Below are 24,636 nucleotides of genomic sequence, written 5' to 3' on the forward strand. Positions count from 1 at the left end.
CGCCTCGAGGTCCGGGTCAGTTCAGGGTGAACTGGACGGTGGTGGTGTTCCCGGCGACGTCGTGGACGACCATGGTGTTGGCACCCTTGACCGCGCCGAAGACGCCCGGCTTGATGAAGTTCACGTCGGACCACGCGTTGTCGGTGAGATCCTTCACGCGACCGTTGATGACCGCCCTGTCGATCCTGCCCGCGTCGTACAGCTTGAAGCTCACCTGGTCGTAGACGCCCTTCTCACCGGTGGTGAAGGAGGGCTCGGTCTTGACCGTGGCCGTCGGCGCCGTGCTGTCCAGCGTCACCGCGAAGGTCTTCGTGGGAGCGATGTTGCCCGCGAGATCCTCCGCGTTGTACTTGACGGTGTAGTTCCCGTCGGGCAGCTGCACCGTGGCCGAGTGCGATCCGGTCCTCGCTCCACCGGCGACCGGGGACTGCGTGCTTTTGACGAGCTTGCCGTCCTTGTAGATGTTGGCCACGATGCGCTTCAGTCCGCGGTCGTCCGTCGCATCGACCTGAACGGCCAGTGCGGAGAAGGGTCCGGCCGTGGTGGGTGACACCAGCGTGACCGCCGGCTTGGTCGTGTCGGCGACGGCGACCGGCGTGAGCGTCCAGAACCGGTCGGCGGTCTGGGCGTCGGTCGCGGTGCTGGTGGTGGCTCCGTCGGTTCCGAGCACGATGGTCCCGTTCCGGTTGTTCCCCGAGGAGTCCTGGAGCGCGGCTCCGGACGCCTCGTCGAACGCGTACTGCGCGACGGTGCCCGCCGCCGCCCGGCCGCCGGCCAGAGCGGCCACGTCGGCCGCGGACAGCGCCCGGTCGTAGACGGCGAAGTCGTCGATCGCGCCGTCGTAGGCCGGGTCCCCGTACTGCGACTTGCCCAGGTAGTTCCGGTTGGTGTTCCCGAGAGCCGACGGCTTCACCGTCATGTTCGGGTTCGTGGCGACGACCGTGCCGTTGAGGTACATCGTGCCCTGCGTGCCCGAGACGGTGACGACCACGTTCGACCACTGGTTGAGCGGGAAGTTCTGACCGCCGTAGGTCAGTCGCTGCTCGCCCCCGGCGCCGGTGTTCGTGATGGCGAACCGCGGTCCGGCGCCCCCGGCGTTGAGGGTGAGGAACATGTTGACGTTCTGGCCCGTGCCGAAGTCGAAGACGCGGGAGTAGTTCGTCAGCGACGCCGGCTTGATCCAGGTCGAGACCGACCAGTCGCCGGTGAGTCCGCTGACGATTCCGCTGGGGAGCGACCCGTACGACGCCGTCTTGCAGAAGTCCAGTGCCGTGCCGAACCTGCCCGGCTGGCGGGCTCCGCTGACCTGGCAGTTGGAGGTCGGTGCGCCGTCGGACCACTGGATGACCGCAGCGCCCGCGTCCTTGCTCAGGTTGAGGACCCCGAGCGTCTTGCCCGTCGCGTAGTTCGCGAGGCGGACCTTCCCCTTCCCGTCGGGGATGAGCTGCCAGAGCTGCTCGTCTCCGCCGTTCGCGTCGGCGATCACCGCGGCTGCTCCGTTGGACGTCGCGGCGCCGGCGATGGTCAGGGTGCGTCCGCTGGGCGTGTGGATGACGCGGTAGAGGCCCTGGCCCGCTGCCGTGATCCTCCACGCTTGTCCGGTCGAGGTCGCGGAGTCGGCCTGGACGACCGGCGTCCCGTTCGCGGTCGCGCCGCCCTGCGTGGCGAGCTGCAGACCGGAGTTCGCGTTGTCCACGGTGTAGTCGCCCGCCAGGCTGGTCGGGCTCTTCTCCGGGGTGACGATCACCTGGTAGCCGTAGGTCGGGTTCATCACGATGGGCACCGTGATCGATCCGTCGCTGGCGACCTCGTAGGTCGTGTTCGAGATGGTGACCGGGCCGTCGGTCTTCACCGTGCGGCCGTAGGAGGCGGTGAAGTCCACCTGGACGTCGACCTTCGAGCCGAGCGACAGCTCGTCGAGCCCGTTGACCTTGATGGACGTGGCTCCGGTGTTGCCGCCGGCGATGACGCGCACTTCGTCGCCCTCGTCGCTGACGGAGGCGGCGCCGTCGAGCGGGCTCTCGTTCGACGGCGGCGTGGTGGTCACCATCTGGCCGCTCATCTGGGCGTACCAGGTGTAGAGCCAGTACGCGCCGTTGGGGTCGCCGTTCCGTCCGGTGAGGAGGTCGCCCAGGGCGCCCGACTGGTTCCAGAACGGGAGCTCGGCGCGGGTGATCCCGTAGCGCTCGAGCTTCGCGATGTACCCGACCAGCGGGCCGGACAGGCCGACCTCGGCGGGTGCCGCGTACTCGGTGATGTCGATGGGCGGCTCGGGGAGGTCGAGGTCGTCGAGGATGGCCCGGACCTTCTCGACGTCGCCCTTGATCTTCGAGGAGCGGATCAGCTCGTGCCACTCGAGGACGTCCGGGAGGGTGTCGGTCGCCTTCGCGTGCTCGTAGAACGCGCGCATGTTCGTGATGTTGTCGGAGTAGGCGGGGCCCTGGATAGGCATCTCGGGGTCGAGGGTGCGGATCAGACGGTAGGTCTCGGTCCAGAGATCGAAGAAGGAGCCGTTCGGCGCCTGCCAGGTGATATCGGGCTCGTTCCAGATGGCATAGGCGACGATGTTCGTCTTGCCGGACGCCTGGGTGTCCTCGACCATCTTCTCGACGGCCGGGAGCCAGGAGGCCTTGTCGTATCGATAGGGCCAGCCGGGCAGGTAGTCCACCAGGCGGACGACGACGCCCGCACCGGCCGACTTCGCGGTGTCGGCGACCGACAGGGCGTCACCGGTCGGCTGCTGTGTGCCCCCCTCGGGCTTCTGCACGAAGGTGTGCGGCTTGATGGGGAGGATCTTGTCGAGGGAGGGGACGCCGGCGCTCGCCAGTCCGTACAAGGACCCGCTGGCCATGTGAGTGACGGGACGGAAGGGCTGGTCGGCCTCCACGACGAGCGTGGCTGCGGCTCCGGGTGCCGCTTCCGCGGGAGCGCCCACGGCGAGGACGCTCCCCGCTGCGACGACCGCCGCTGAGACGACTGCTGCGAGGACACGACGCCCGCGGATCCGACGGCGCTGTCGCCGGTCGGCATCCGTGGGAGGCGTCTCGCTTAGAGCGATGGATCTGTTCATCTGCTGTATCTCCATTGATCGAGCGATTGGTCGAACCTGTCCGCACAGTGCTGCATAGATCATCGAACCGGTTCGATGTGGATTAAAGCATTAACTGGCCGAGGCCTCAATACCTCTGAGCTCTTCGAACCTTTCGCGCCTGATGCGACATGATGCGTTCGTATCTTTCCGACACCTCTGCACCAGAAGTTGCGAAAGCTTATGAGGACCGTCGAGTGGCGCGGGAAAGAGCTGTCGACGGCGTTTTGTCCTGGGCGCGCGTCCCACGGGGGAGGACCGTGCGGGAGCGGATCCCCGGCTGTGCCGCATCGTCGAAGGTCTCGACCCGGTCCGTTCACCGGGGCGGGGTCGAGGGAGAAGCCCCTCCGCCGCGACGAGCGGCAGAGCAGCGACCCTCAAGCGGTTCGGACCTCTACCGTTGCACCCGTGCCCCTCCTTCTCGCCGACCTGCTGTCGTGAGAGCGCTCGTCGCCTGGCTCGAGCACCGCCAGATCCCGCTCTACCTCGCCGCGATCGCCGCCGGCGCCGCTCTCGGACTGCTGCTGCCCGCCGCGCACCACCTCGAGGTCGCGATCGAACCGGTGCTCGCGCTGCTGCTGTTCGCCACGTTCCTCGGGGTCCCGTTCGCCGCGATCGGACGGTCTCTGCGCGACGGCCGCTTCCTCGCCTCGGTCGGGGTGCTGAACTTCGTCGTCGTGCCGCTCGTCGCCTACGGGCTGTCCCGATTCGTCGCCGACACTCCGGTGCTGCTGTTCGGGGTCCTCCTGGTGCTCCTGACGCCGTGCATCGACTACGTGATCGTGTTCGCCGGGCTCGCCGGAGGGGCGTCCGACCGGCTGCTCGCCGCCGCACCGCTGCTGATGCTCGCGCAGATCCTCCTCCTCCCCGTGTATCTGCTGCTCTTCATCGGTCCTGCGGGGGTGGCGGTGGTCGACGCCGGTCCGTTCGCGCGGGCGTTCCTGCTGCTGATCGTGGTGCCGCTGTCCGCGGCCGGGCTGGTGCAGGCCCTGGCGCGCCGACACGTGTCCGGCCGGATCGTCGAGTCCACGATGCTCGGGCTCATGGTGCCGCTCATGACGGCCACGCTCTTCACCGTCGTCGCCTCCCAGTCCGGCGCCGTGGGCGCCTCGGCCGGCCGGCTTCTCGTCCTCGTCCCGCTCTACGCGGGATTCCTCGTGGTCATGACCGCTCTCGGGCTGGGTGCTGGACGCGTCTTCCGACTCGACGTGCCCGCGACGCGCGCCCTCGTGTTCAGCGGCGCGACCCGCAACTCGCTCGTCGTGCTGCCCCTCGCACTCGCGCTCCCGGCACCGCTGTCGCTCGCGCCCGTCGTCGTCGTCACGCAGACTCTCGTGGAACTCGTCGGCATGGTCGTCCTCGTCCGACTGCTCCCTCGGCTCGCCCGAGACCGAGCAGTGCGGGCCGGCCCGGTCTGACGCGGAGTCACCAGCGCCCGAGACGACTCGGGCCTGCAGAAGGGTCGCCCGGGGAGTCGCCCGGGACGTGCTCGCTGGTCAGTCCTTCTCCGGTCTGCCCGCAGTCCCCGCGTCAGCGGGCTCATCGGCCGGGGCGACAGGAGCTGCGGACTCGACCGCGGTGGGCTGGACCTCGGCTGATCTCGCATTCCTGGCGGCGAGGCGCTTCTTCTGGGACTTGCCGGTGCTGAACGGGCTCACCCACAGCCAGGAGAAGCGCCGCAGCGACTGGAAGATGAACAGCGACGCCCAGAGGGAGAACACCGTCAGGGCGACCGGGAAGACCGTCGCCGGAAGGGGTGGGACATTCGTCTCGCCGAGCAGGGGGACGAATGCGACGACGACCGCGATCACGAAGAGGTGCAGGAGATAGATCTGGAAGCTCTGCTGCCCCATGGTGACGAAGATCTTCAGTGCGCGGACCTTGACGAGGTACTGGGAGCCGGCGATGCCCGCGATGATCGCGACCGAACTGGCGATCAGGATGACGCCCGGAACGCGGTTGGCGTCGAAGGCGACGATCACCGCGATGATGCCGAGGTAGGCCACCGCGAGCGCGAGCGCCTGCCAGAGCTTCACGCGAGCGGCGAAGCGGTAGAACGTGCGGGGGATGAACATCGCCACGAGGAAGAAGATGAAGTTCTGGAGCACCCGGTCCCAGCCGATGTTGTCGGTGTCCAGCAGGCCGGTGGTCGTCGCCGCGACGGCCAGCAGCCCGGCCACCGAGAGCTGGATCCATCGGGGCACCTTGCGGATCAGCCAGGCGAGGATGCTGAAGATCGCGAGAGCCCAGATGAACCAGTAGCTGCTCGACGGCAGGATGGGGAGCACCAGCACGTTGAGCGGGTCCGTCGGCGAGGTCGCCTCCGACCGTGAGAACGGGACGATGAGGTAGAAGACGACCCGGATGAACGACCACAGCAGGTAGAGATACACCAGCGCGAGGACTCTGCGGCGCCACAGTTCGGCGAACGTCCACGTCAGCATCCGGGCGGCCGTGAGGCCCGCGATGAAGAAGAACACGGGCATGGGGAAGTAGAGGAGCACGGTCCGGAGCTTCGGGACGTACCCCGCGAGGTCGAAGAATCCGAGGAACAACGACGAGTGGTAGAGCACGACGAGGCTGATCGCGACGCCCTTGGCGAAGTCGATCCACTCCCGCGACTCGGGGCGCTTCACCACGGCGCCGGTCGCACTCGACCCGGTCATCCGCCGCTCCTCGCGTGGGCGCACACGGCGCGATCACTGTTCACCGATTGCTGCGGATCCATTGAGCCCCCAAGATGTCGAATTCGAACCGGATGCGAATGAGCCCCCGGTTCATTCCCCGTACGGGTCCTGAGAGTACGGGAAAGTTTCCGATCACGGACGAGCCGATGGAGTATCGAGGCGGCAAGGGAAGTCCGGACGCCTCGCCGCCGCCTGTCCGCGGAGATCGCCCGTCCGATCCCGGAGTCGCTCGGTGGATCGGGACGGGCGGCGGAGGATCGCAGACGAATGGACCGTCGAGAGACGTGCGGACGGCGCTTTCGTCCAGCCCCGGGGGGTCGCGGACCCGAAGAACGAGACGAAACCGGCGTGCGGCTAGGACACCTCGACCTCTCCGGCATACTCCATGACGTGAACGACGCCACCACCGCCCCCAGTCTCGACGGCCGCGAGTTCGTGATGACCTCCTCGACCAACAGCGCGGTCGACCCGGAGTCGCCGTCGCGGTTCCACTACTCCGAGCGCGACGGAGTGGTCTGGGGCGACTACGTCGGCGACACCGTGACCTTCGGCCGGTTCGTGGGCACGCGCACCGGCGACGCCCTGCAGGTCTCGTTCGTGCACCAGCTGATCGACGGCGGGACCGTGGTCAGCGGCACCGGCGGCAGCCGCGTCGAGCTCGACGGGGAGGGCCTGCTGCGGCTCGTCGAGGAGTTCGAGATCGACGGCGACGACCACGTCAGTATCTGCGTCGAGGTCTGACGCTCAGCGCGCCGCGTCGCGGCCGTTCCCCGCGGTGGTGAACCGCGTCATGCCGAGCCGGTTCGTCGATCCGGAGCGGTCGGGGATGTCGGAGGGCAGCAGGTAGGCCTTGCGCACCACCTCGTCGAGCACGACGACCGAGACCACCGACTTCACCTCGGGCCGGGCCGCGACCACGCCGGTGACGAAGTCGTGCACGCCGCCGATGTCGAGCGAGCGGACCAGGAGCATCGCGTCGTGCTCGCCGGTCGTGATGCAGCAGTACTCCACGTCGGGCATCTGGAGGATGCCCTCGCGGAACCGGTGCCACGACTGCGGATGCACCGTCACGAACACCAGGGCGCAGACGTCGAGCCCCACCTTTCCCGGATCGACCAGGGCCGAGAATCCGGTGATGACGCCGGATGCGGTCAGCTGCTCGACCCGGTTGTAGACGCTCGCCCGCGAGACGTTCACCCGCTCGGCCAGGGCGGACATCGAGATGCGCCCGTTCTCGCGCAGGACGGCGAGGATGCGCAGATTGAGGTCGTCGAGCCCGCCCGCGCTTTGTCCAGCGACCGCACCGGCGGCCGGATCGGTGATCGACATAATCCACTCCTTCGTCGCTGCGGGCGGCAGTTCGTCCACGATAGCGGCCCTCTGGAAACGGAGTGCGTCGCGATGTGCCATCGTTTCGCAACACGTCCAGCCGAACCCTCGCCAGGAGGCCTCCATGGTTGTCCGCTCCACCCGCACCCCGCGCTCCGCCCCGACGCGAGTGGTGATCGCCGCTGCGGCGGTCTCCCTCGCCCTTCTGGTGGCGGGCTGCTCCTCGGGCCGCGTCGACACCGCCGACGGCAGCAGCGCGACGCTCACCATCAACAAGGCGTTCGACCTGAAGACCGCCGACCCGGGCCGCATGTACGAGCCGACCGGCCAGATGGTCGACAAGGCGCTCTACGAGACCCTCCTCACCTTCGAGGGCGGCGACGTCTCGCAGGTCGTCGACGGCCTCGCGAGCCTCGAGCAGTCCGACGACGCGAAGACCTTCACCCTCACCCTGAACGGCGAGCACACCTTCTCGGACGGCACCGCGATGACCGCCGACGACGTGGTGTTCTCGCTGCAGCGCGTGATCGGCCTCAAGGGCAACCCCTCGTTCCTCCTCGACGGCGTCACCGTCACGAAGAAGGACGACACGACGGTGGTGCTGACCACCGAGAACCCCACGCCCGCCCTGCCGGCGATCCTGGCGAACCCGGCGCTCGGCATCCTGAACTCGAAGGTCGTGAAGGAGAACGGCGGCACCACCGACGAGACCGACACCGCCGAGACGTTCCTCAACACCACCTCCGCCGGCTCCGGCCCGTACGTGCTCGACACGCTCGACCTCGCCTCGCAGGTCGTGCTGACCGCGAACGAGAACTACGACGGCGACGCCCCGGGCTACGGCCGCGTGGTCATCCAGAACGTCGAGGGTGCGACCCAGAAGATCAACGTCGAGGGCGGCAGCGCCGATGTGGCGCTGGACCTCTCGGGCACTCAGGCGGAGGCGCTCGGCGACTCGGTCGCGGTGACCAGCGACCCGTCGGCGAACGTGATCTTCCTGCTACTCAACCAGAACCCGAGCGTCTCGGCGATCACGTCGAACCCCGACTTCGTGAAGGCTGTGAAGGAGGCCGTCGACTACGACGACCTCGTCTCGATCGCAGGCAACGGCACCGCCCAGGCGTCCGGCGTCATCCCGAGCATGCTGCTCGGCGCCCTGCCCGAGAGCGGCGCGCTCACCCAGGACCTCGACGCCGCGAAGGCTGACCTCGCGAAGAGCGGCTACGCCGGCGAGTCCGTGACGCTCAACTTCCCGAGCGACATCAGCCTGAACGGCATCGACTTCCCGACCATCGCGCAGCGCATCCAGTCGCAGCTGAAGGACGCCGGCATCACCGTCGAGCTCGCCCCGGCCCCCGTCGCCACCGAGCTCGACGCCTACCGCAACGGCACCGAGACCATGGGCCTCTGGTACTGGGGCCCGGACTACCCGGACCCGAGCGACTACCTCGTCTTCACCCCGGGCGACGTCGTGGGTCTCCGCTCCGGCTGGACCGACGGTGCGGCCCCCGCGATCTCGGCGCTGGCCGACGCCGCGGCCACCGGCGGCAGCGACGACGAGCGCCAGTCGCGCTTCGAGGAGCTGCAGACCGCGCTGAACGCCGACGGCCCCTTCATCCCGCTGCTCCAGCCCGGCAACAACATCGCCGCGGCGAAGGACGTCTCGGGTGTCGTCTACAACGCGGTGTGGACCATCGACATCGCGGCCCTCACCGCGCAGTAGCCCGTGTCCACCACCACGACGGCCGTCCGGACCCCGCGTCAGCGCGGGGGCCGGGCGGCCCACCCGTTCCTCCGCTACGCGCTCCGCCGCGTGCTCACCTCGCTGCTGCTGGTGGTGGGCGTGACCCTCGTCACCTTCATCCTGACCAACCTCGTGCCGGGCGACCCCGTGGCGGCCGCTCTCGGCCAGCGCGCTGCGGAGGATCCGGAGATCGTCGCGCAGTTCCGCGCCCAGTACGGTCTCGACCAGCCGCTCGTCGTGCAGTACTTCACCTATCTCGGCAACCTGCTGCACGGCGACCTCGGCGTCTCCACCACCACGCACAACCCGGTGGTCGCCGACCTGGCGAAGGCGCTGCCGGCCACCCTCGAGATCGCCTTCGGCGCCATCGTGCTCAGCGTGATCGTCGGCGTGCTGTTCGGCACCGTCGCCGCCTACCGGCGCGGCAGGGCCTCCGACCACGTTCTGCGCGTCGTGTCGCTGGCCGGCCTCAGCGTGCCGACCTTCTGGCTCGCGCTGGTCCTCTACTACGTCCTCTACTTCCAGCTCCGGATCGCGCCGGGATCCGGCCGGCTGAGCAGCGACTTCACCACGCCGCCGACGGTGACGGGCCTCTACACGGTCGACGCCCTGCTCGCCGGCCAGCTCGACACCTTCCTCGACGCGGCGTCGCACCTCTTCCTCCCCGTGCTCGTCCTGACGCTCTACACGGTGGGCCTGCTGACCCGGTTCGTGCGCACCGCGGTGCTCGAGATCCTCGACCAGGACTACGTGCGGGCCGCACGCGCGAAGGGGCTGCCGAACCGCGCGGTCACCTTCTCCTACGTGCTGCGCGGGGCGAGCATCCCGATCCTCACCGTCGTGGGCCTCGCCTTCGGCAGCCTGCTCAGCGGCACCGTGCTCGTCGAGGCGGTCTTCGGCTGGCCCGGGATCGGCTCCTACGCCTACCAGGCCGCGTCGCACCTCGACCTGCGCGGCATCATGGGCGTCGGCCTGCTCATCGGCGTGATGTACCTGCTCGTGAACCTGATCGTCGACCTGCTGTACGGCGTGCTCGACCCGAGAGTGAGGCTGGCCTCGTGACGGATCCGCGAACCACCCGGTCCGACCCGCGCGACGGCGCTCCGGCCGGTCCGCGCGACGGCGTCGGTGCCGGAGTGCTCGACCCGGTCGCCGCCCCCGGCCTCCGCCTGCGCCGCCCCCGCCTGCGCCTGGGCCGCTGGTCGGCGCCGCTCGGACTCCTCGGCGCCGCCGTCGGCGTGCTCTGGATCCTCATCGCCGTGCTCGCCCCCGTCATCGCCCCGCACGATCCGCTCGCGCAGGACCTGCCCCTCCTCCAGGCGCCCGGCGAGGGCACGCTGATGGGGACCGACGCGCTCGGCCGGGACGTGTTCTCGCGGGTGATCTGGGGTGCCCGGGTCACGATCCCGCTCGCCCTGCTGCTCGTCGTGATGTCGGTGCTGATCGGCGCGATCGTCGGATCCGTCGCCGGATTCCTCGGCCGTGCGGTCGACGAGGTCGCGATGCGCATCACCGATCTCGTGATGGCGTTCCCCACGGTCATCCTGGCGATGGTGATCGCGGCCGCGCTCGGAGCGTCGCTCCTGAACGCGGTGCTCGCGGCGCTGATCGTGTCGTGGCCGTCCTACGCCCGGCTGACCCGCGGTCTCGTCCTCGGCCTCCGCTCGTCGAACTACGTCGTGTCCGGCCAGCTGCTCGGCTTCTCGCCGCTGCGCTCCCTCGTCCGCGACATCGCGCCCAACATCGTCGGCCCGGTGCTCGTCCTGGCGAGCCTGGACATCGGCACGGCCATCCTCCTGCTGTCGGGCCTGTCGTTCCTCGGGCTCGGCGCGAAGCCGCCGACCGCCGAGTGGGGCTCGATGGTGTCGGACGCCATCCAGAACTTCGATGCGTGGTGGATCGGGGTCTTCCCGGGCCTGGCCATCCTCACCGTCGTCATCGCGTTCAACTTCGTCGGCGACGCCCTGCGCGACGCCCTGGACCCGCGGTCGCAGACGATCCGCGGAGGAGGCGCCACGCTGTGAGCGACGCACTGACCATCAGCGGGCTGCGCATCCGCACCCGCAGCCACGCCATCGTGGACGGCATCGATCTGGCGCTGCGCCGCGGCGGCATCCACGGTCTCGCCGGCGAGTCCGGCTCGGGCAAGACCATGACCGCCCTGGCGGTGCTCGGACTGCTGCCCGGATCGATGACGGCCAGCGGGAGCATCCGCCTCGCCGACGACACCGGCGACGGCACGACGGAGCTCGTCGGCGCGTCCCGGCAGGTGCTCGGCGCGGTGCGCGGACGCCGGGTCGCCATGGTCTTCCAGGACCCGTCGACGAGCCTGCACCCGCAGCTCACCGTGGGCCGCCAGCTCACCGACCACCTGCGCCACCACCTCGGTCTCGGCAAGGAGGCCGCGCGGTCCAGGGCCGAGGCCCTGCTCGAGCGGGTGCGGGTGCCGGACGCCCGGGCCTCCCTCGGGCGCTACCCCCACCAGTTCTCCGGTGGTCAGCGGCAGCGCATCGCGATCGCGGTGGCGCTCGCGTGCGAGCCCTCCGTGCTGCTGGCCGACGAGCCGACGACCGCGCTCGACGTGACCGTGCAGGCCGGAGTGCTGCAGCTGCTGCGGGAGCTGGTCGACGACGGCGGGCTGAGCATCCTGCTCGTCACCCACGACCTCGGCGTGATGAGCGCCGTGGCCGACGAGGTGACGGTGATGCGCCAGGGGCTCGTCGTGGAGTCGGCTCCGCGGGAGCGGCTGTTCACCGCGCCCGAGGACGAGTACACGCGGGCGCTGCTCGCGGCTCTGCCCGGCTCGAGCTTCGAGGAGAGCCCGGAGGAGCTGGTCGCCGAGCTCGTCGAGGGGCACGAGAGGGCCGCCGCCGCGGACGATCCGGGCGCGGCCGCGGCAGGCGACGTCGAGAGGGGTGCGCGATGAGCGCGGGAGTGGTTCTCGAGGCCGACGGCATCGTCGTCGAGTACGGGCGGAGACCGCCGCTGCGTGCCGTCGACGGGGTCGGCTTCCGGGTGGCGGCCGGCGAGGTCGTGGCGCTGGTCGGCGAGAGCGGCTGCGGAAAGTCGAGCCTCGCGCGCGCCGTCGTCGGCATCGAGAAGCGCCGCGGTGGCGACGTGCGCCTGAACGGCGTCGACGTGCCCGCGCTCGGACTCCGTCGGCGCAGTCCGGCGATGACCGGCGTGCAGATGGTCTTCCAGGATCCGAACTCCTCGCTCAACCCCCGTCGCCGCATCGGCGAGCAGATCGGCGACGGCGTCCGGGCGGCGCTCGCCCGGGGCGCCGAGGGCTCGGATCCGGCCGACTGGCTGCGCCGCGTCGGGCTCGACCCGGCGATGGCGAGCCGGTTCCCGCACGAGTTCTCCGGCGGCCAGAAGCAGCGCATCGCCATCGCGCGGGCCCTCGCGGCGCGGCCGCGGATGCTCGTGGCCGACGAGCCGATCTCGGCCCTCGACGCCTCGACCCAGACGAGCGTCGCCGCGCTGATGCGCTCGCTCAGCGTCGAGGCCGGCGCGGGCATGCTGTTCATCTCGCACGACCTCTCGGTGGTCCGGCGCATCGCCGACCGGGTGCTCGTGATGTACCGCGGCCGGGTCGTGGAGTCGGGGGACGCCGAGACGGTGTGGCAGAGCCCGCTGCACCCGTACACGCGAGCGCTGCTCGCGGCGATCCCGCTGCCGGACGGCCTGGGGCGGCTGCCGCTGGCTCCACTCGACGCCGACCGGGCGGCCTGGCTCGAGGAGCTGCCCGACGCGCTGGAGCGGACGGGCGCGTGAGCGCGGTGGAGGAGGCCCGGGCAGAGGAGTCCGCACTCTGGAGCATGCCGAGGGCCGTGAACCGCAGCCCGCTCCCCGGGGACGGCGCGTTCATGACCGCCGGCTGGGCCGATCCGGAGCCGGTGATCGACCCCGACGACCCGGTGCTCGCCTACACCGCGGAGCGCCGGTCGCGACTGGCGCAGGCGCTGCCCGCCGAGCTGCTGATCATCCCCGCCGGCCTGCCGCGGGTGCGCTCGAACGACAGCGACCACCGCTTCCGCCCGGGCACCGACCACGTGTGGCTGACGGGCAACGGAGTCGCCGAGAGCGTGCTCGTCGTCGACACGACGGGAGGGGAGGCCGGCTCGATCCTGTACCTGCGTGCTCCCTCCGGCCGCGACGGAGACGAGTTCTGGCAGAACGACGCGCTCGGCGACCTCTGGGTCGGGCCGCGGCCGTCGCTCGCCGAGACGCAGGCGGCGCTGGGCATCGAGACCCGGCCGCTGGCCGACTTCACCCGCGACGTGGAGCGGGCCGCGCGGCGGGCCCGGCGCATCCGGGTCCTGCCCACCCTCGACGAGAGCGTCGACGAGCTGGTGCGGAGCATCTGCGGGCCGGAGCTCGGACCGCACCTCGTGCTCAAGGCGACGCTCGACGAGCTGCGCCTGATCAAGAACGACTGGGAGATCGGACGGCTGCAGCTCGCCGTCGACGGCACGGCGCGGGGCTTCGACGACTGCCTCGAGGCGTGGCCGGTCGCCCGCGCGATACCCCGCGGCGAGCGCTACCTCGAGGGCACCTTCGCCCGCCGCGCCCTGGTCGAGGGACAGGGGCCGGCCTACGGATCGGTCGTCGCCTCGGGAGCGCACGCCACGACCCTGCACTACACGCGGAACACCGGGCCCCTCGCCGAGGGCGATCTCGTCCTGATGGACATGGGCGTCGAGCTGCCCTCGCTCTACGCCGCCGACATCACCCGCACCTTCCCGGTCAGCGGGGAGTTCACCCCGCTGCAGCGGGACGTGTACTCGATCGTGCTGCGCGCGCAGCAGGCCGGCATCGACTCCCTGCGCGCGGGAGTGCGCTTCCAGGACTACCAGGACGCGTGCGGGCGAGCCCTCACCGAAGGGCTGATCGACCTCGGCCTGATCCGCTGCTCCGTCGACGAGGCCGTGGCCCCGTCCGCGTCGTACCACCGCCGGTGGAGCATCTCCCGCGCCGGGCACATGCTCGGGATGGACGTGCACGACTGCAACCACGCTCCGCACGAGACGTACCTCGGCGGAGTGCTCGCGGCCGGCCACACGCTCACCGTGGAACCGGGCCTCTACTTCCAGCCGGGCGACCTGACGGTCCCCGCCGAGCTGCGGGGGCTGGGCATCCGGATCGAGGACGACCTCGTGGTCACGGAGACGTCGTCGATCCTGCTCTCGGCGGCGATGCCGCGCACGCCCGACGCGGTGGAGGAGTGGATGGCGAGGTTGGCGGGCTGAGAGATCGGGCCCTCGACGCGATCGGCCGACGCGGCCTACGGGAGCTGCGGGGGCGCGATCAGTTCGAGGAATCCGCCGAGGGCACCTTCGAGGTAGATGATGCGCGTGCCGGCTCGGGCGCCAGCGGTCATCCGGTGAGGTGTCCCGACCGGTCTCCAACCGTGTCCAGAGCAGAGCTCGAGGACACGATCGAGGTCCGAGACCGTGAGCGCGATGTGCACCGTGCCGACCTGTGCGGGCGAGCCGGCGGACTCGAGCTGTCGGGGCGGGTCGTACTGCAGCAGCTCCACACGGTGGGGGCCGAGGGTCACCGTCGCTGCGCGGATCACGGCTCCACGGACGCCGGTGGTCGCCGCCGTGACCTCCACGTCGAGCGTGAAGGTGCGCTCGAGCACGAACCCGAGACCGGAGCACCACAGCACCAGCGCGTCGTCGAGGTCGGCCACGGTGAGACCGGAGTGAGCGACGTCGGAGACGAGCGGTGATGCCATGACCTCAGTATCGAGCTCCGACACGCCTGCCTGAGGATGTGCGGCACTCCTCACCCTCCCTGGGTGAGGCCGGTGATCAGGTTGATGGCGACGGCGACGACGAAGGTGCCGAAGAAGTAGGACAGCAGGGCGTGGGCCAGGGCTACGCGGCGTGAGGGGGTGGAGGACTGGGTGATGCTGCTCGCGCTGTAGGCCATCCCGATCGAGAACGCGGTGTAGGCGAAGTCGCTGTAGGACGGTTCCTCGTCCTGGTCGAAGTCGAAGCGGTGGCGGTCGTCGAGGTAGTACATGCGCGCGTACTTGAAGGCGTAGACGGTGTTGATGAGCGCCCAGGCCGCGACGACCCCGACGACCGCGAGGATCGCGGCCGCGGATCCGACGGGGTCCTTCTGCTGGCTGCGGAGGAGTGCGACGACCACGAGGACGAGGCTGAAGAAGGTGGCGGCGATGATGAGCGAGTCGACCAGCTTCCGGGACCGGTCCTCGTGGCGGGCGAGGTCGCGGGTGCGTTCCGGGCCGGCCGGCCACGCCGTCGACCAGGCCCAGACGAGGAACACCGCCGCGGCGATCGCCCAGCGGAGCAGAGGCGACAGATCGGGGACCGCAGTGGACCCTGAGCGCTCGGGCCGGAGATCCTTCAGACGGGCACGATCGGCCCCAGCACATTGAGCGCGACGACGGCCACCAGCTGGACGACGCCCGCGGTGACCAGTCGACCACCGAGGTGCGACGTGTCAGCGGGCCGCTCGGTCACCGAGCCGATCCGTACTGCTCCCGACGTCGTCCGGCACGTGAGTCAGGATGTCGCCCACCTGGCAGCCGAGGACCTCGCAGATGGCGTCGAGTGCTGAGGAACTCACACCATCCTCCTGCGAAGAGGGGGCGGTGTCAGCCGGAGAGGGCAGTGCCCGAGAGCGGGTGGGTCAGTCGTCGTCGCTGTCGGGCGCGGGTGCCTGATCGGTGCTGGTGCTCGAGGTGGAGTCGGACCAGACTGCTTGTGCGCCGGAGTCGCCGATGCGGATGACGTCGATGGTCGCTCCGACGGAGATGGCGATCGCTGCGACGGCGAGCACGATTCCGACGAGGGGGCGGCGGGTGGTGGCGGCTCGGTCCTCGGTTCGTCGCGTGCGGCGGAACCAGAGCCACTGGACCAGGGCGACGAGGAACAGGCCGGCAGCCCAGGGGAGCAGGTGGTCGCCGAGCTCGGTGTGCTTCTCGAGGATCGCGGACGGCTCCGTCTGTCGTTCGAGCGCTTCACCGGCCTGCGTGGTGAGCGGGACGGCGATCAGCGCGGCGAGGGCGATGATCGGGGTGAGGATCCCGAACTTGCGGCGGGCGGCCGGCCAGAGGCTGCCGAGGATGAGCATCAGTGCGGCGAGGGGGAGCAGAACCACGACGGCGTGCACGAGGAGCGGGTGGAGGGGGAGGCCGTTGATCTGCCAGTCGTTCATCGGGGGCGCCTTCGGTCGAGAGGGGGGCTGTCCTCGTGACGCTAACGCGCCCCGCCCTGCGCGCTCTGCCGTTGGACGTATTCGTGTGAGCCCTCGAACGATCACTCGCCCGTCCTCCGAGCCGACTCCCCGCTTCACCGCCGATATGCGAGGAGCCGACCGAGCGGAGTCAGGACGTGTGCCGGCTCGCCGGTGCGATCAGGCGGCGGAGCCGGTCGGTCACGAGAAGGGCACCGGCGGCGTCGATGGTGAGGACGTCGACGTCGAAGCGGTCGGTGACGGTGTCGAGCGTCCCGACGCCGCCGGCGAGGATCGCGGTCGCGAGGACGTCGGCGGTGACGATGTCCTCGGCGATCACGGACACCTGCACGAAGGGGACGTCACCGGGCTCGGCAGGTCGGCGCCAGACGTGCTCTCCGCGTTCGGCGGTCCCGGAGGTGGCGATCGCGCGGCGACCGTCGCCGAGGGGGACGATGCAGAGCAGCGCCTGCCGGTCGCCGGGATCCACGATCCCGATCGTCCAGCTGTCGGCGGGCGAGGTGAGGACGTCTCCCCCGACATCGAGGAGCCATTCGCCGTCGCCGAGCAGCCGGGCCGCGTGCGCCATGGTGGTCGCTTTGACGGTTCCGGCGAGGTCGATGACCCCGTCGGGCCGGTGCGGGGTGAAGGCGCCGTCCGTCGCCGTTCGCCAGTGCAGCGATTCGGTGTAGGCGGTCCGCATCTGCTCGGACGCGGCCGTCAGCGCGAGCTCGCCGCGGGCGATCCGGGACGCCTCCGACTCCGGCCGGTACAGGCTGAAGCGGGCGTCGGCGTCGGCGAAGACGGCTTCGACGTCGCCGACCGGGGTGTCGTCGGCGGCGCGCAGGCTGACGACGGTGCCCATCGTCGTGAACGTGTGCACGGTCAGAGTCCGGCCTGGTCGATCGCCGATTGCAGGGAGGTGAGGTACCCGTCGCTGGTGTAGGTCGCTCCGCTGACCGCCTGCACGTTCGCGGACTGGGCGGCGAGGACTTCTTGACGCAGGATCGGCGCGGCCCGGTGCGAGATCGACACGGACCGGCCGTCCTTGTCCGTGAGGTGCACGGCCGTGACGTCGGTGATCTGCCCGCCGGCGACGGTGATCGCGACCTGCACAGCGCCGAAGCGAGTCGGAACAGATGAGCCGGTCCACGTGCCGTCGGCCGAGGCGGACGGGCTAGCAGTGGCCGTCGAGCTCGTACCGGTCGACGGGTCGGTGGGCGCGCCGGCGGAGGGCGTCGTCGAGGCGGGGGCGCCGGCCGGGGTCGGCGTGGTCACCGCGGGAGCCGCTCCTTCCGTGGCTGTGGTGTCGCTCGTCCCGGTGGCGAGCGGGGACCCGGTGGCGCCGGCGGATCCCATCTGCCAGCCGACGACGAGGACGGCGAGGGAGGCGAGGACGCTGGCGACTGCTGCTCGTGTTCTCACCAGTCGAACCTCTCCACGTGGATCTGCCGGTCGGGCAGGCCTGCCGCTCGCGCGTCGCGGACGACGAGGTCGGCCCAGGCGGTCGGACCGCAGACGAACAGGTCGGATTCGAGCAGGCCCGGCAGTGCCGAGGTGATCGTCACACCTCGGGCGACGGACTCGGCGGACATCCACGTCGCCAGCCCTGCGGGCCGCCGGCCGATCATCCCGAACAGCGCGCCGCGGCTGCTGCGGACCAGTGTCCGAGTCTCGTCCCAGAGGTAGGTCTGGGAGTCGTCGGTGGCGCGCAGCAGGACGGTGGCCTCGCCGGGTCGGAGGCCGCCGTGCTCGAGGAGCGCTCGGGCGGGGGTGATGCCGATGCCGGCGGCGATGATCGCGAGCCGCGGGGCGGTGCGGGCGACGTCGGTGAAGATCCCGTAGGGGCCCTCGATCGAGACCGCGGTCCCGGGGCGCAGTCGTGCGAGACGGTCGGTCCCGGCTCCGAGTGCGCGGACGGTGATCCGAGCGCGGGTGTCGGTCGGGACGGCGGAGAAGGAGATCGGGTGCGCATGCCACCAGGTGCCGCGGCTCCAGAACCGCCAGATCGCGTACTGCCCGCCGATCACGCCGAGGCGGGAGAGGTCGCGGCCGGAGAGGTGGAGCGAGAAGACGCCGGGGGCGATCGTCTCGACGGCCTCGACCTGGATCCGGTGCCGCAGGGTGGCGAGTACGGGCACCGCGAACCGGAACCTGGCGATCGCTCCGAACGCCAGGACGTAGAGGGCGAGCCAGTAGACGCGCTGCGGGGTGCTCCCGGCGAGGACCTGGCCGGCGGAGAGCTGGTGGGGGACGGCGACGAGGACCGCCGCGTAGCTGAGGAGGTGGATCGCGTGCCACGCCTCGTACGCGAAGCGGCGGCGCACGGCGACGAGGGAGGTGACGACGACGAGCACCAGCAGGGTGCTGCCGAGCAGCGCCAGGAGCATGTCGGCGCCGGAGTACAGAGCGAGTGTCTCGTTCCACAGCGTCAGCCCGTCGGTGAGGGCGTAGCCGACGGTGAGCAGGGCACCGTGCCCGAGGATCAGAGACAGGGCGGGCTTGCCGAGGCGACGGTGCAGCGCCATCGCGGTGTCCTGGCCGAAGGTGCGGTCGATCCAGGGGATCCGGGCGGCGAGGACGAGCATGACCAGGATCAGGTCGGTGCCGACGAGGCCGGCGACGATCCCTGCGGCCGTGAGAGCTCCGGCGATATCGGTGGCCTCCGCGGGCCCGCCGGCTGCGAGGTAGAGCGCGATGGCGAGGGCGACCGAGACCCAGCCGGCGGTGACGAGCGCGTCCGCGGAACGCAGGCGCCGACGCAGGGATCGCTCGCGGTCGGCCTGCGACCGCCGCAGCGTGGTCGGCGCGTGGGGTGCGGGTGCGTTGGTCAGTCGGATCGTGGTGCTCACGGCGGCGCCCTCCGGTCGGTGTCGCATGCGCCGACCTCGGGTTTCCGGGGGCGCGCTCCTACCGTCGCGGGGGAGTCTTGGTGTCGACTATGAGGGATGCGTGCCGATTCCCCGCCGGAGTCCGATTCGTGTTCGAGGTCTCACATGTCACCGCTCGGGCAGCACGACCGTCACCCTCACTCCGGCGGGTCGACAGTTCTCGATGGTGACCGATCCGTCCGCGGTGTCAACGAGAGCTGCGACGAGGGCGAGCCCGAGCCCGCTGCCGCCGTCGCGGCTGGTGCGCGCCTCGTCGGGTCGAGAGAAGCGCTCGAACGCGTGCGGCACGAACTCCTCCGGAATGCCGTGCCCGGTGTCCTCCACGCGCAGCTCGAGGGTGGAGTCGTGCTGCTCGAGGAGGAGGGTGATGCGTCCGGCAGGAGGTGTTGCGGCGATCGCATTCGCGCCGAGATTGTCGAGGATCCGCGAGAACGCGCTCACCGAGAGCGGGTAGGGCGCGTCGGCGCGCTCGATCGCGGTATCGAGCTCGATGTCGGGGCCGGTGCCGCCGGTGATCGTCCTCAGCCGGTCGACGGAGTCCATCAGCTCGGTCTCCAGCTCGCTCGCCGTCGCGCGCGCGGTGACGGGCGGGGCGGCGTCCAGCCGGGAGAGCTCCAGGAGGTTCGTCGCCAGGCGGGACAGGCGGGCGAGGGACCCCTCGGCGGCGCGGATCTCTTCTTCGAGGGCGTCCGCGTCGCCGAAGTGCCGGTGCGCGAGTTCGAGCTGGGTGATGACGACTGCCAGCGGCGTGCGGATCTCGTGGCTGGCCGCGGACACCATCTGCCGCTCCCGATCGGCGGTGTCCCGCGTCCGGGCGATGAACGCGTTCAACGTCTCCGCCAGATCCGACAGCTCATCAGTCGCCGGGCCTACGGGAAGCTCGCCGCCGTGCCGGTCGCCGAGCGACGCGGCGGTGCGGCGCATCCGCTCGACCGGACGCAGGGCGGCGCCGGTGAGCAGCCATGCGGCGAGGGCGGACAGGATCACGAGGGCCGCGGCGCTGACGAGCAGCGTCCGGTCCAGGGCCGCGACGGTCAGGTCGCTGCCGGCGCCGCTGCGAGCCGCCCACAGCTCCCACGTGCCCGCACTCGTGTCCAGGGTCCGGGAGACGATCGTGAACCGGACGTCCTCGTCGGTCATCACCGTCGAGGTGCCGTCGCTGCCGGTGCTGCGCTCCAGAACCTCGTGGACGTCGTGCGGCATCGTATCGACGGGGACCGCTCCGCCGGGAGCGCGCGCGAAGATCAGGATCCCCTCGGCCGGAGGGTCGGGGGTCTCGGTCGGGTCCGATCCCAGATCGGCGAGATACGGGGCGAGGTCGCCCTCGGCGAGGGTCACCTCGGACGCGACGACGATGCTGCGGAACTGCCCGTGCAGCACGAGGGTGATCACGCCGACCCCGATCAGCGCGACGAGGAGGCTGCCGAGGGTGATCCGGGAGCTGATCGACAGGGAGCGCAGCAGCCTCACTCGGCGCGCTCCAGCCGGTATCCGGCGCCGCGGACGGTCGTGATCCGGAGGCCTGTGTCGGCGAGGGCGAGCTTCTTGCGGAGGTAGCTGACGTACTGATCCACGAGGGTCGGCTCGAACGTCTCCGTAGACCCCCACACTTCGGCGAGGATCTCCGTCCGGGTCAGTACCTCATCGAGATGCACGGCGAAGAAGCGCAGCAGCGTGAGCTCCTTGACACTCAGCGCGAAGGGACGCTCTCGGACCGTCGCGCGCACGGACAGGGCATCCAGGCGCAGCGCTCCGATCTGGACCACTGGCTGCGGGCCGCTGGCTCGGCGCCGGATCTGTGCGCGGATCCGGGCGCTCAGCTCGCCGAAGTGGAACGGCTTGGTGACGTAGTCGTCGGCGCCCGAGTCCAGCCCGAAGATCCGGTCCTCGACGGCGTCCCGCGCCGTGATCAGCACGACCGGGACGGTGCTGCCCGACTCCCGCATCCGTCGGCAGACCTCGAACCCGGTCATCCCTGGCAGCATCACGTCGACGACGGCGACATCGACGTCTCCCGCGGTGAAGGCGATCAGCGCGTCGACGCCGTTGTCGACGAGCTGCACGTCGTAGCCGTCCTCCCGCAGTCCCCGCTCGACGAGGGCACCCATCTGCGGGTCGTCCTCGACGACGAGGATCCGGGACATCAGACTGCGCCGGACGTGCCGAGCAGCAGGCCGATCAGGAACGTCGCCGCGAGGGCCAGAGCGCCGCCGACGACGATGCGGATCATCGGGCGCAGAGCCGGGCTGCCGCCGACCCGTGCGCTGATGTATCCGGTCGCGGCGAGGGCGATCAGCACCACGGCGAAGGTCACCGGAACCCTCCAGTCCGGCGGAGGGAGCAGGATCGCCAGCAGCGGCAGCACGGCTCCCAGGAGGAACGCCAGCGCCGAGGCGCCGGCGGCGGCGAGCGGGCTGGCGACCGCTTCCTCGTTCAATCCGAGCTCCGCTTCCAGATGTGCGGTCAGAGCGTCGTTCTCGGTCAGCTCGCGGGCGACCTGATGCGCTGTCTCCGGGGTCAGGCCACGCGCTCGATAGAGCCAGGCGAGTTCTTCGAGCTCCCCGTCGGGATCCTCGGCCAGCTCGACCCGCTCCTTCGCGATCAGTGCGCGCTGGCTGTCGCTCTGGCTGCTCACCGACACGTACTCGCCGAGCGCCATCGAGATCGCACCGCCGACGACCCCTGCGACGCCCGCCGTCAGGATCGGTGCCGTGGCGGTCGTCGCTCCGGCGACACCCACGACGAGAGCGGCGACCGAGACGATGCCGTCGTTCGCGCCGAGCACGCCCGCTCGCAACCAGTTCAGCCGCCCTGAAATCGCGCTGTCGTGCGGTTCCGCGCGGGGCGAGGAGGGCTGAGGCGTGAATGGGGTCGACATGAGGGCCATGCAAGCACCCACCCCTCGGTAGCGCTAGCCAGGCGAGCCTGCCCGATCCCGTCAGTGCTGCACCGGCTGGGAAGAGACGAAGGGGAGAGGCAGAGCCCAGCGCCGGCCGGGAGTTAACCCATGCAGTCAGGGTGACACGGACCCCCGTCATTCGCACTCGGACAGAGTCATCGATGGTGCAGAGCCCCAGTCGAAGCGGCGATCTGCACACCTCGGTGGGCGAGGAGATGCGGACGGTGCCGGCGGGCTGACCGCTGTCAGCCGGTCTGCTGCGGGTCATCAGGAAGCCCGACGGCTCCTAGGCTGACCCGATGAGTTCCCCGGCACCGACCCGCCCATTCGTGGGTGTAGCGCGCATCGCCGTCGGTGCAGCCGCCGTCGCGGTGATCCTCCACACCTACGCGCTGAGCATTGCGGTCGGCGACCCGAATCCGTTCGACTACTTCGGCTACTTCACGAACCAGACCAGCCTGCTCGCGAGCGCGGTGCTGATCGTCGCCGGATCGGTCGCGCTCGCCCGCCGTCCGACGCCCGTGTGGCTGAGCTACGTCCGCGGCGCGGCGACGGCCTACTCGATCTTCGTCGCCGTGATCTACAACACCCTCGTTCCCGGTACCGGGACGGCCCCGCCCTGGGTCAGCGCCGTCCTGCACGTGGTGCTCCCCGCGCTCGTCCTCCTCGACTGGATCGTCGTCAACGACCGCGGGCCGCTCTCCTGGCGCCGGCTGTGGGTGGTCCTGCCCTACCCGATCGTCTGGGTCGTCGTCGTGCTCGTCCGCGGAGCGACCGACGGGTGGGTGCCCTACGGCTTCCTGCTCCCCGAGAACGGGACGCTCTCGCTCGTCCTGCACGTCGCCGGGCTGACCTGCGCGGTGCTCCTTGCGGGCGCGCTCGTCTGGGCACTGAGCCGACGCCGCAGATCGGCCGGTTGATGTCCTGTTCTCCGTCGCCGTGAATCATGAGGCGTGCTGATTCCCGACGTCGGGCGCGTCACCTCTCGTGCGCCGCGGCTCGGCCGCAGCGGGCTCTGATCACGCGCGACACGAGATCGATGACCAGCAACCCCGACATCAGTTCAGTCTCGCGAACCCGAGCGCCTTGTGCGCGTCCCGTATGGGGATGGTCCAGCGGGCGTCCGGCAGGGCGTCTCCATGCCGGACGACGAGCGGCCCGCTCGCAGGGGGGGCTTAGCGACGCGCGGATAGTGTGCACTGCGTGGTTGACGTCGCTCGGAAGGGACCCCTGAGTCCGGTGATCGCCGCGATCGCCGTCCTCGGGATGATCGTCGCGCCCGTCATGCTGACCTACCTCTCCATCAGTGAGAGAGGAATCGGCATGGGATTGATGCCCACCGACGAGGAGGCCGCAGCAGGGAAAGCCTTCCTCCTCGCGGCTGGCATCGTCGCCCTCACCAGCGCTATCAGCGTCTGGGTCCTCACCGTCATTCGCGCGACAAGCGGGGCCCATGCTCACCACGGGTGGGAAATCGTCTGGTGCATCCTGGCGTTGCCGACCGCACTCGTCGGCTTCGCCCTCGCGGCCATCGCCTCCCACATGCCTTAAGGCCGTCCCTCGACTCCCGAGCGATGATCACGGCGGCGCGATGCCAGGCCGACCGTCGCGCGCGGATGATGATCTGGCGGGCGTCCGGTAGGGGATAGGTCACAGAGGCACTGTCGAACCGACAAAGTTCGTTAATGACGCCTGAGACGAAACCGTGCTCTGAGGGCATTCACTACTGAGGGGGTGATGTCGGATGGTCGGTGCTGCTGAGGTGACGCTGGTAAATCGTCTTCGCGGCGGTGACCCTTCGGCGCTGGATGCTCTCTTCCGGATGCACGGCCGCGCGGTCTACCGGGCCGCGGGAAGCTTCCTCGCGGACGCCGGTCATGCCGAGGACGTCGTGCAGGAGAGCTTCTTCCTGCTCTGGCAGCGCCGCTCGGGCGTGCGCATCGTGGGGGAGTCGGTGCTGCCCTGGCTGCTGGTCACGGTACGCAACCTCAGCTTCTCGACCAACCGCCGCGAGCAGCGCCGACGCCACCTGCCCCTCTCCGACGACACCGCCTCTCGCGGCGTCGACGCGGAGACGAGCGACCGGCTGCTCGACGTGCGGCGTCTGGTCGAGCAGATGAGCGCGACGGACCGGGCGATCTGGACGGCGTGCATCGAGGACGACCTCAGCTACAGCGATGCCGCTCGCTCCCTCGGCCTGTCCCACGGGACTGTCCGCAACCGCCTCTCGCGGGTGCGGACATCACTGGCGAGAACCCTGACGGAACGGACAGAAGACCATGGACGATCCTGACCTGAGCGACGAGCAGCTCGAGCGCATCAGCGCACGCCTCGCGCACCGCATCCGCCGCCGCCGACGTCTCGGCCAGGCCGCGGCGGTGACCCTCGCCGGCATCGCGGGCGCGATTCTCAGCGTCGCTGTCCTCACGGCGGTGACGACGGAGCGCGGCACTCCGGTCGCAGCGCCCGTCACCTGCTGGGAACAGGACGGGCAGGGCGTCGCCCTGTCGGGCGAGATTCAGACGCCCGCGAAGCAGTCCACTGCGTCGCTCGCAGCGGCGTGTGCTGCGCTCGCTGGGACCGACGCAGACGGGACGGACGCCGCCTTGTTCTCCCTCGCAGGAACGCAGGTGTGCCAAAAGGGCGGCCGGATCGAGATATTCACGGGACTGACCACCGCGGTCGACTGCACCAACCCGCCCGCGACGCAGACCGGAGTGGACCAGTGACCGTCAGGCGGGCGAGAGTCCTCCCCCTCATAATCCTCTGCCTCTCCGCGGCGCTCC

General features: G+C 70.4%; 25 protein-coding genes. 12 read left to right on the plus strand and 13 right to left on the minus strand.

Going from position 1 to position 24,636, the window contains the following annotated elements; all coding sequences use genetic code 11:
- Positions 1 to 16 precede the first annotated feature (16 nt).
- Positions 17 to 2,851, minus strand: coding sequence for a LamG-like jellyroll fold domain-containing protein (locus C5C30_RS09105; protein WP_219827788.1), 2,835 nt, complete (start codon positions 2,849 to 2,851; stop codon positions 17 to 19).
- A gap of 674 nt (positions 2,852 to 3,525) precedes the next feature.
- Between C5C30_RS09105 and C5C30_RS09110 the strand changes: the two genes are divergently transcribed.
- Positions 3,526 to 4,506 (plus strand): arsenic resistance protein, encoded by a 981-nt coding sequence (locus C5C30_RS09110; protein WP_258065863.1) that lies wholly within the window; start codon positions 3,526 to 3,528, stop codon positions 4,504 to 4,506.
- Between the two features lie 78 nt (positions 4,507 to 4,584).
- Here the strand turns inward: C5C30_RS09110 and C5C30_RS09115 are convergent, their stop codons facing one another.
- Positions 4,585 to 5,754 (minus strand): acyltransferase, encoded by a 1,170-nt coding sequence (locus C5C30_RS09115; RefSeq protein ID WP_104223260.1) that lies wholly within the window; start codon positions 5,752 to 5,754, stop codon positions 4,585 to 4,587.
- Between the two features lie 411 nt (positions 5,755 to 6,165).
- On the opposite strand from C5C30_RS09115, the gene C5C30_RS09120 reads away from it, so the two are divergent.
- Positions 6,166 to 6,516, plus strand: a complete 351-nt coding sequence (locus tag C5C30_RS09120; RefSeq protein ID WP_258060307.1) for a hypothetical protein — start codon at positions 6,166 to 6,168, stop codon at positions 6,514 to 6,516.
- A 3-nt stretch (positions 6,517 to 6,519) separates the two neighbouring features.
- Here C5C30_RS09120 and C5C30_RS09125 read toward each other — a convergent pair whose 3' ends face one another.
- Positions 6,520 to 7,104 (minus strand): Lrp/AsnC family transcriptional regulator, encoded by a 585-nt coding sequence (locus C5C30_RS09125; protein WP_104223259.1) that lies wholly within the window; start codon positions 7,102 to 7,104, stop codon positions 6,520 to 6,522.
- 124 nt (positions 7,105 to 7,228) lie between these two features.
- Here C5C30_RS09125 and C5C30_RS09130 point away from each other — a divergent pair, with 124 nt between their 5' ends.
- Genes C5C30_RS09130 through C5C30_RS09155 form a run of 6 tightly spaced genes read left to right on the plus strand, consistent with a single transcriptional unit; the run spans position 7,229 to position 14,100 of the window.
- Positions 7,229 to 8,827: an ABC transporter substrate-binding protein gene (locus C5C30_RS09130; RefSeq protein WP_104223258.1), complete on the plus strand. Its 1,599-nt coding sequence runs from the start codon at positions 7,229 to 7,231 to the stop codon at positions 8,825 to 8,827.
- Positions 8,828 to 8,830: 3 nt separating this feature from the next.
- A complete protein-coding gene (locus tag C5C30_RS09135) occupies positions 8,831 to 9,910 on the plus strand; it encodes an ABC transporter permease (RefSeq protein ID WP_104226525.1) in 1,080 nt (359 codons plus the stop codon).
- On the plus strand, positions 9,907 to 10,872 hold the full coding sequence (locus C5C30_RS09140; protein ID WP_258063303.1) for an ABC transporter permease: 966 nt from the start codon (positions 9,907 to 9,909) through the stop codon (positions 10,870 to 10,872). Before C5C30_RS09135 ends, C5C30_RS09140 begins: the two co-directional genes overlap by 4 nt.
- On the plus strand, positions 10,869 to 11,774 hold the full coding sequence (locus C5C30_RS09145) for an ABC transporter ATP-binding protein (protein WP_104317059.1): 906 nt from the start codon (positions 10,869 to 10,871) through the stop codon (positions 11,772 to 11,774). Before C5C30_RS09140 ends, C5C30_RS09145 begins: the two co-directional genes overlap by 4 nt.
- Positions 11,771 to 12,625 (plus strand): ATP-binding cassette domain-containing protein, encoded by an 855-nt coding sequence (locus C5C30_RS09150; RefSeq protein ID WP_104333579.1) that lies wholly within the window; start codon positions 11,771 to 11,773, stop codon positions 12,623 to 12,625. The genes C5C30_RS09145 and C5C30_RS09150 overlap by 4 nt, the downstream gene beginning before the upstream one ends.
- A gap of 56 nt (positions 12,626 to 12,681) precedes the next feature.
- Positions 12,682 to 14,100, plus strand: a complete 1,419-nt coding sequence (locus C5C30_RS09155; protein ID WP_219827789.1) for an aminopeptidase P family protein — start codon at positions 12,682 to 12,684, stop codon at positions 14,098 to 14,100.
- Between the two features lie 35 nt (positions 14,101 to 14,135).
- Here C5C30_RS09155 and C5C30_RS09160 read toward each other — a convergent pair whose 3' ends face one another.
- The 10 genes from C5C30_RS09160 to C5C30_RS09205 all read right to left on the minus strand — a co-directional run bounded on the left by C5C30_RS09160 (position 14,136) and on the right by C5C30_RS09205 (position 21,829).
- Positions 14,136 to 14,591, minus strand: a complete 456-nt coding sequence (locus tag C5C30_RS09160; protein WP_104309656.1) for a VOC family protein — start codon at positions 14,589 to 14,591, stop codon at positions 14,136 to 14,138.
- A 50-nt stretch (positions 14,592 to 14,641) separates the two neighbouring features.
- A complete protein-coding gene (locus tag C5C30_RS09165) occupies positions 14,642 to 15,232 on the minus strand; it encodes a DUF1345 domain-containing protein (protein WP_104297593.1) in 591 nt (196 codons plus the stop codon).
- A 93-nt stretch (positions 15,233 to 15,325) separates the two neighbouring features.
- Positions 15,326 to 15,451: a helix-turn-helix transcriptional regulator gene (locus C5C30_RS18225; protein WP_181127398.1), complete on the minus strand. Its 126-nt coding sequence runs from the start codon at positions 15,449 to 15,451 to the stop codon at positions 15,326 to 15,328.
- 63 nt (positions 15,452 to 15,514) lie between these two features.
- Complete coding sequence (locus tag C5C30_RS09175) at positions 15,515 to 16,042, minus strand: DUF2231 domain-containing protein (RefSeq protein WP_104226519.1); 528 nt, start codon at positions 16,040 to 16,042, stop codon at positions 15,515 to 15,517.
- A gap of 169 nt (positions 16,043 to 16,211) precedes the next feature.
- Positions 16,212 to 16,943 (minus strand): FAD:protein FMN transferase, encoded by a 732-nt coding sequence (locus tag C5C30_RS09180; protein ID WP_258059425.1) that lies wholly within the window; start codon positions 16,941 to 16,943, stop codon positions 16,212 to 16,214.
- Positions 16,944 to 16,945: 2 nt separating this feature from the next.
- The gene (locus C5C30_RS09185; protein ID WP_258065865.1) at positions 16,946 to 17,485 is read right to left on the minus strand and encodes an FMN-binding protein; all 540 of its coding nucleotides are present in this window, start codon (positions 17,483 to 17,485) and stop codon (positions 16,946 to 16,948) included.
- Positions 17,482 to 18,912, minus strand: a complete 1,431-nt coding sequence (locus C5C30_RS09190) for a ferredoxin reductase family protein (RefSeq protein ID WP_258065866.1) — start codon at positions 18,910 to 18,912, stop codon at positions 17,482 to 17,484. Before C5C30_RS09190 ends, C5C30_RS09185 begins: the two co-directional genes overlap by 4 nt.
- A gap of 147 nt (positions 18,913 to 19,059) precedes the next feature.
- On the minus strand, positions 19,060 to 20,421 hold the full coding sequence (locus C5C30_RS09195) for a HAMP domain-containing sensor histidine kinase (protein WP_104333581.1): 1,362 nt from the start codon (positions 20,419 to 20,421) through the stop codon (positions 19,060 to 19,062).
- On the minus strand, positions 20,418 to 21,095 hold the full coding sequence (locus tag C5C30_RS09200; RefSeq protein ID WP_104226516.1) for a response regulator transcription factor: 678 nt from the start codon (positions 21,093 to 21,095) through the stop codon (positions 20,418 to 20,420). The genes C5C30_RS09195 and C5C30_RS09200 overlap by 4 nt, the downstream gene beginning before the upstream one ends.
- Entirely contained in the window at positions 21,095 to 21,829 is a 735-nt protein-coding gene (locus tag C5C30_RS09205) for a VIT1/CCC1 transporter family protein (RefSeq protein WP_258063407.1), read from the minus strand. Before C5C30_RS09205 ends, C5C30_RS09200 begins: the two co-directional genes overlap by 1 nt.
- A 320-nt stretch (positions 21,830 to 22,149) precedes the next feature.
- Between C5C30_RS09205 and C5C30_RS09210 the strand changes: the two genes are divergently transcribed.
- From C5C30_RS09210 to C5C30_RS09225, 4 genes are all read left to right on the plus strand, one after another.
- The gene (locus C5C30_RS09210) at positions 22,150 to 22,770 is read left to right on the plus strand and encodes a Pr6Pr family membrane protein (RefSeq protein WP_104333582.1); all 621 of its coding nucleotides are present in this window, start codon (positions 22,150 to 22,152) and stop codon (positions 22,768 to 22,770) included.
- Positions 22,771 to 23,053: 283 nt separating this feature from the next.
- Positions 23,054 to 23,401 (plus strand): hypothetical protein, encoded by a 348-nt coding sequence (locus C5C30_RS09215; protein WP_146081505.1) that lies wholly within the window; start codon positions 23,054 to 23,056, stop codon positions 23,399 to 23,401.
- 193 nt (positions 23,402 to 23,594) lie between these two features.
- Entirely contained in the window at positions 23,595 to 24,143 is a 549-nt protein-coding gene (locus C5C30_RS09220) for an RNA polymerase sigma factor (protein WP_104308041.1), read from the plus strand.
- On the plus strand, positions 24,130 to 24,579 hold the full coding sequence (locus C5C30_RS09225; RefSeq protein ID WP_104260259.1) for a hypothetical protein: 450 nt from the start codon (positions 24,130 to 24,132) through the stop codon (positions 24,577 to 24,579). Before C5C30_RS09220 ends, C5C30_RS09225 begins: the two co-directional genes overlap by 14 nt.
- Positions 24,580 to 24,636 lie beyond the last annotated feature (57 nt).

The sequence above is a fragment of the Rathayibacter sp. AY2B5 genome (genome assembly GCF_002931645.1).
Taxonomy (GTDB): Bacteria; Actinomycetota; Actinomycetes; order Actinomycetales; family Microbacteriaceae; genus Rathayibacter.

Coding starts and splice junctions, on each gene's coding strand:
- C5C30_RS09105 (WP_219827788.1), bottom strand. CDS start 2,851: ATGGCCAGCGGGTCCTTGTACGGACTGGCGAGCGCCGGCGTCCCCTCC.
- C5C30_RS09115 (WP_104223260.1), bottom strand. CDS start 5,754: ATGACCGGGTCGAGTGCGACCGGCGCCGTGGTGAAGCGCCCCGAGTCG.
- C5C30_RS09125 (WP_104223259.1), bottom strand. CDS start 7,104: ATGTCGATCACCGATCCGGCCGCCGGTGCGGTCGCTGGACAAAGCGCG.
- C5C30_RS09130 (WP_104223258.1), top strand. CDS start 7,229: ATGGTTGTCCGCTCCACCCGCACCCCGCGCTCCGCCCCGACGCGAGTG.
- C5C30_RS09150 (WP_104333579.1), top strand. CDS start 11,771: ATGAGCGCGGGAGTGGTTCTCGAGGCCGACGGCATCGTCGTCGAGTAC.
- C5C30_RS09160 (WP_104309656.1), bottom strand. CDS start 14,591: ATGGCATCACCGCTCGTCTCCGACGTCGCTCACTCCGGTCTCACCGTG.
- C5C30_RS09175 (WP_104226519.1), bottom strand. CDS start 16,042: ATGAACGACTGGCAGATCAACGGCCTCCCCCTCCACCCGCTCCTCGTG.
- C5C30_RS09200 (WP_104226516.1), bottom strand. CDS start 21,095: ATGTCCCGGATCCTCGTCGTCGAGGACGACCCGCAGATGGGTGCCCTC.
- C5C30_RS09205 (WP_258063407.1), bottom strand. CDS start 21,829: ATGTCGACCCCATTCACGCCTCAGCCCTCCTCGCCCCGCGCGGAACCG.
- C5C30_RS09210 (WP_104333582.1), top strand. CDS start 22,150: ATGAGTTCCCCGGCACCGACCCGCCCATTCGTGGGTGTAGCGCGCATC.
- C5C30_RS09220 (WP_104308041.1), top strand. CDS start 23,595: ATGGTCGGTGCTGCTGAGGTGACGCTGGTAAATCGTCTTCGCGGCGGT.
- C5C30_RS09225 (WP_104260259.1), top strand. CDS start 24,130: ATGGACGATCCTGACCTGAGCGACGAGCAGCTCGAGCGCATCAGCGCA.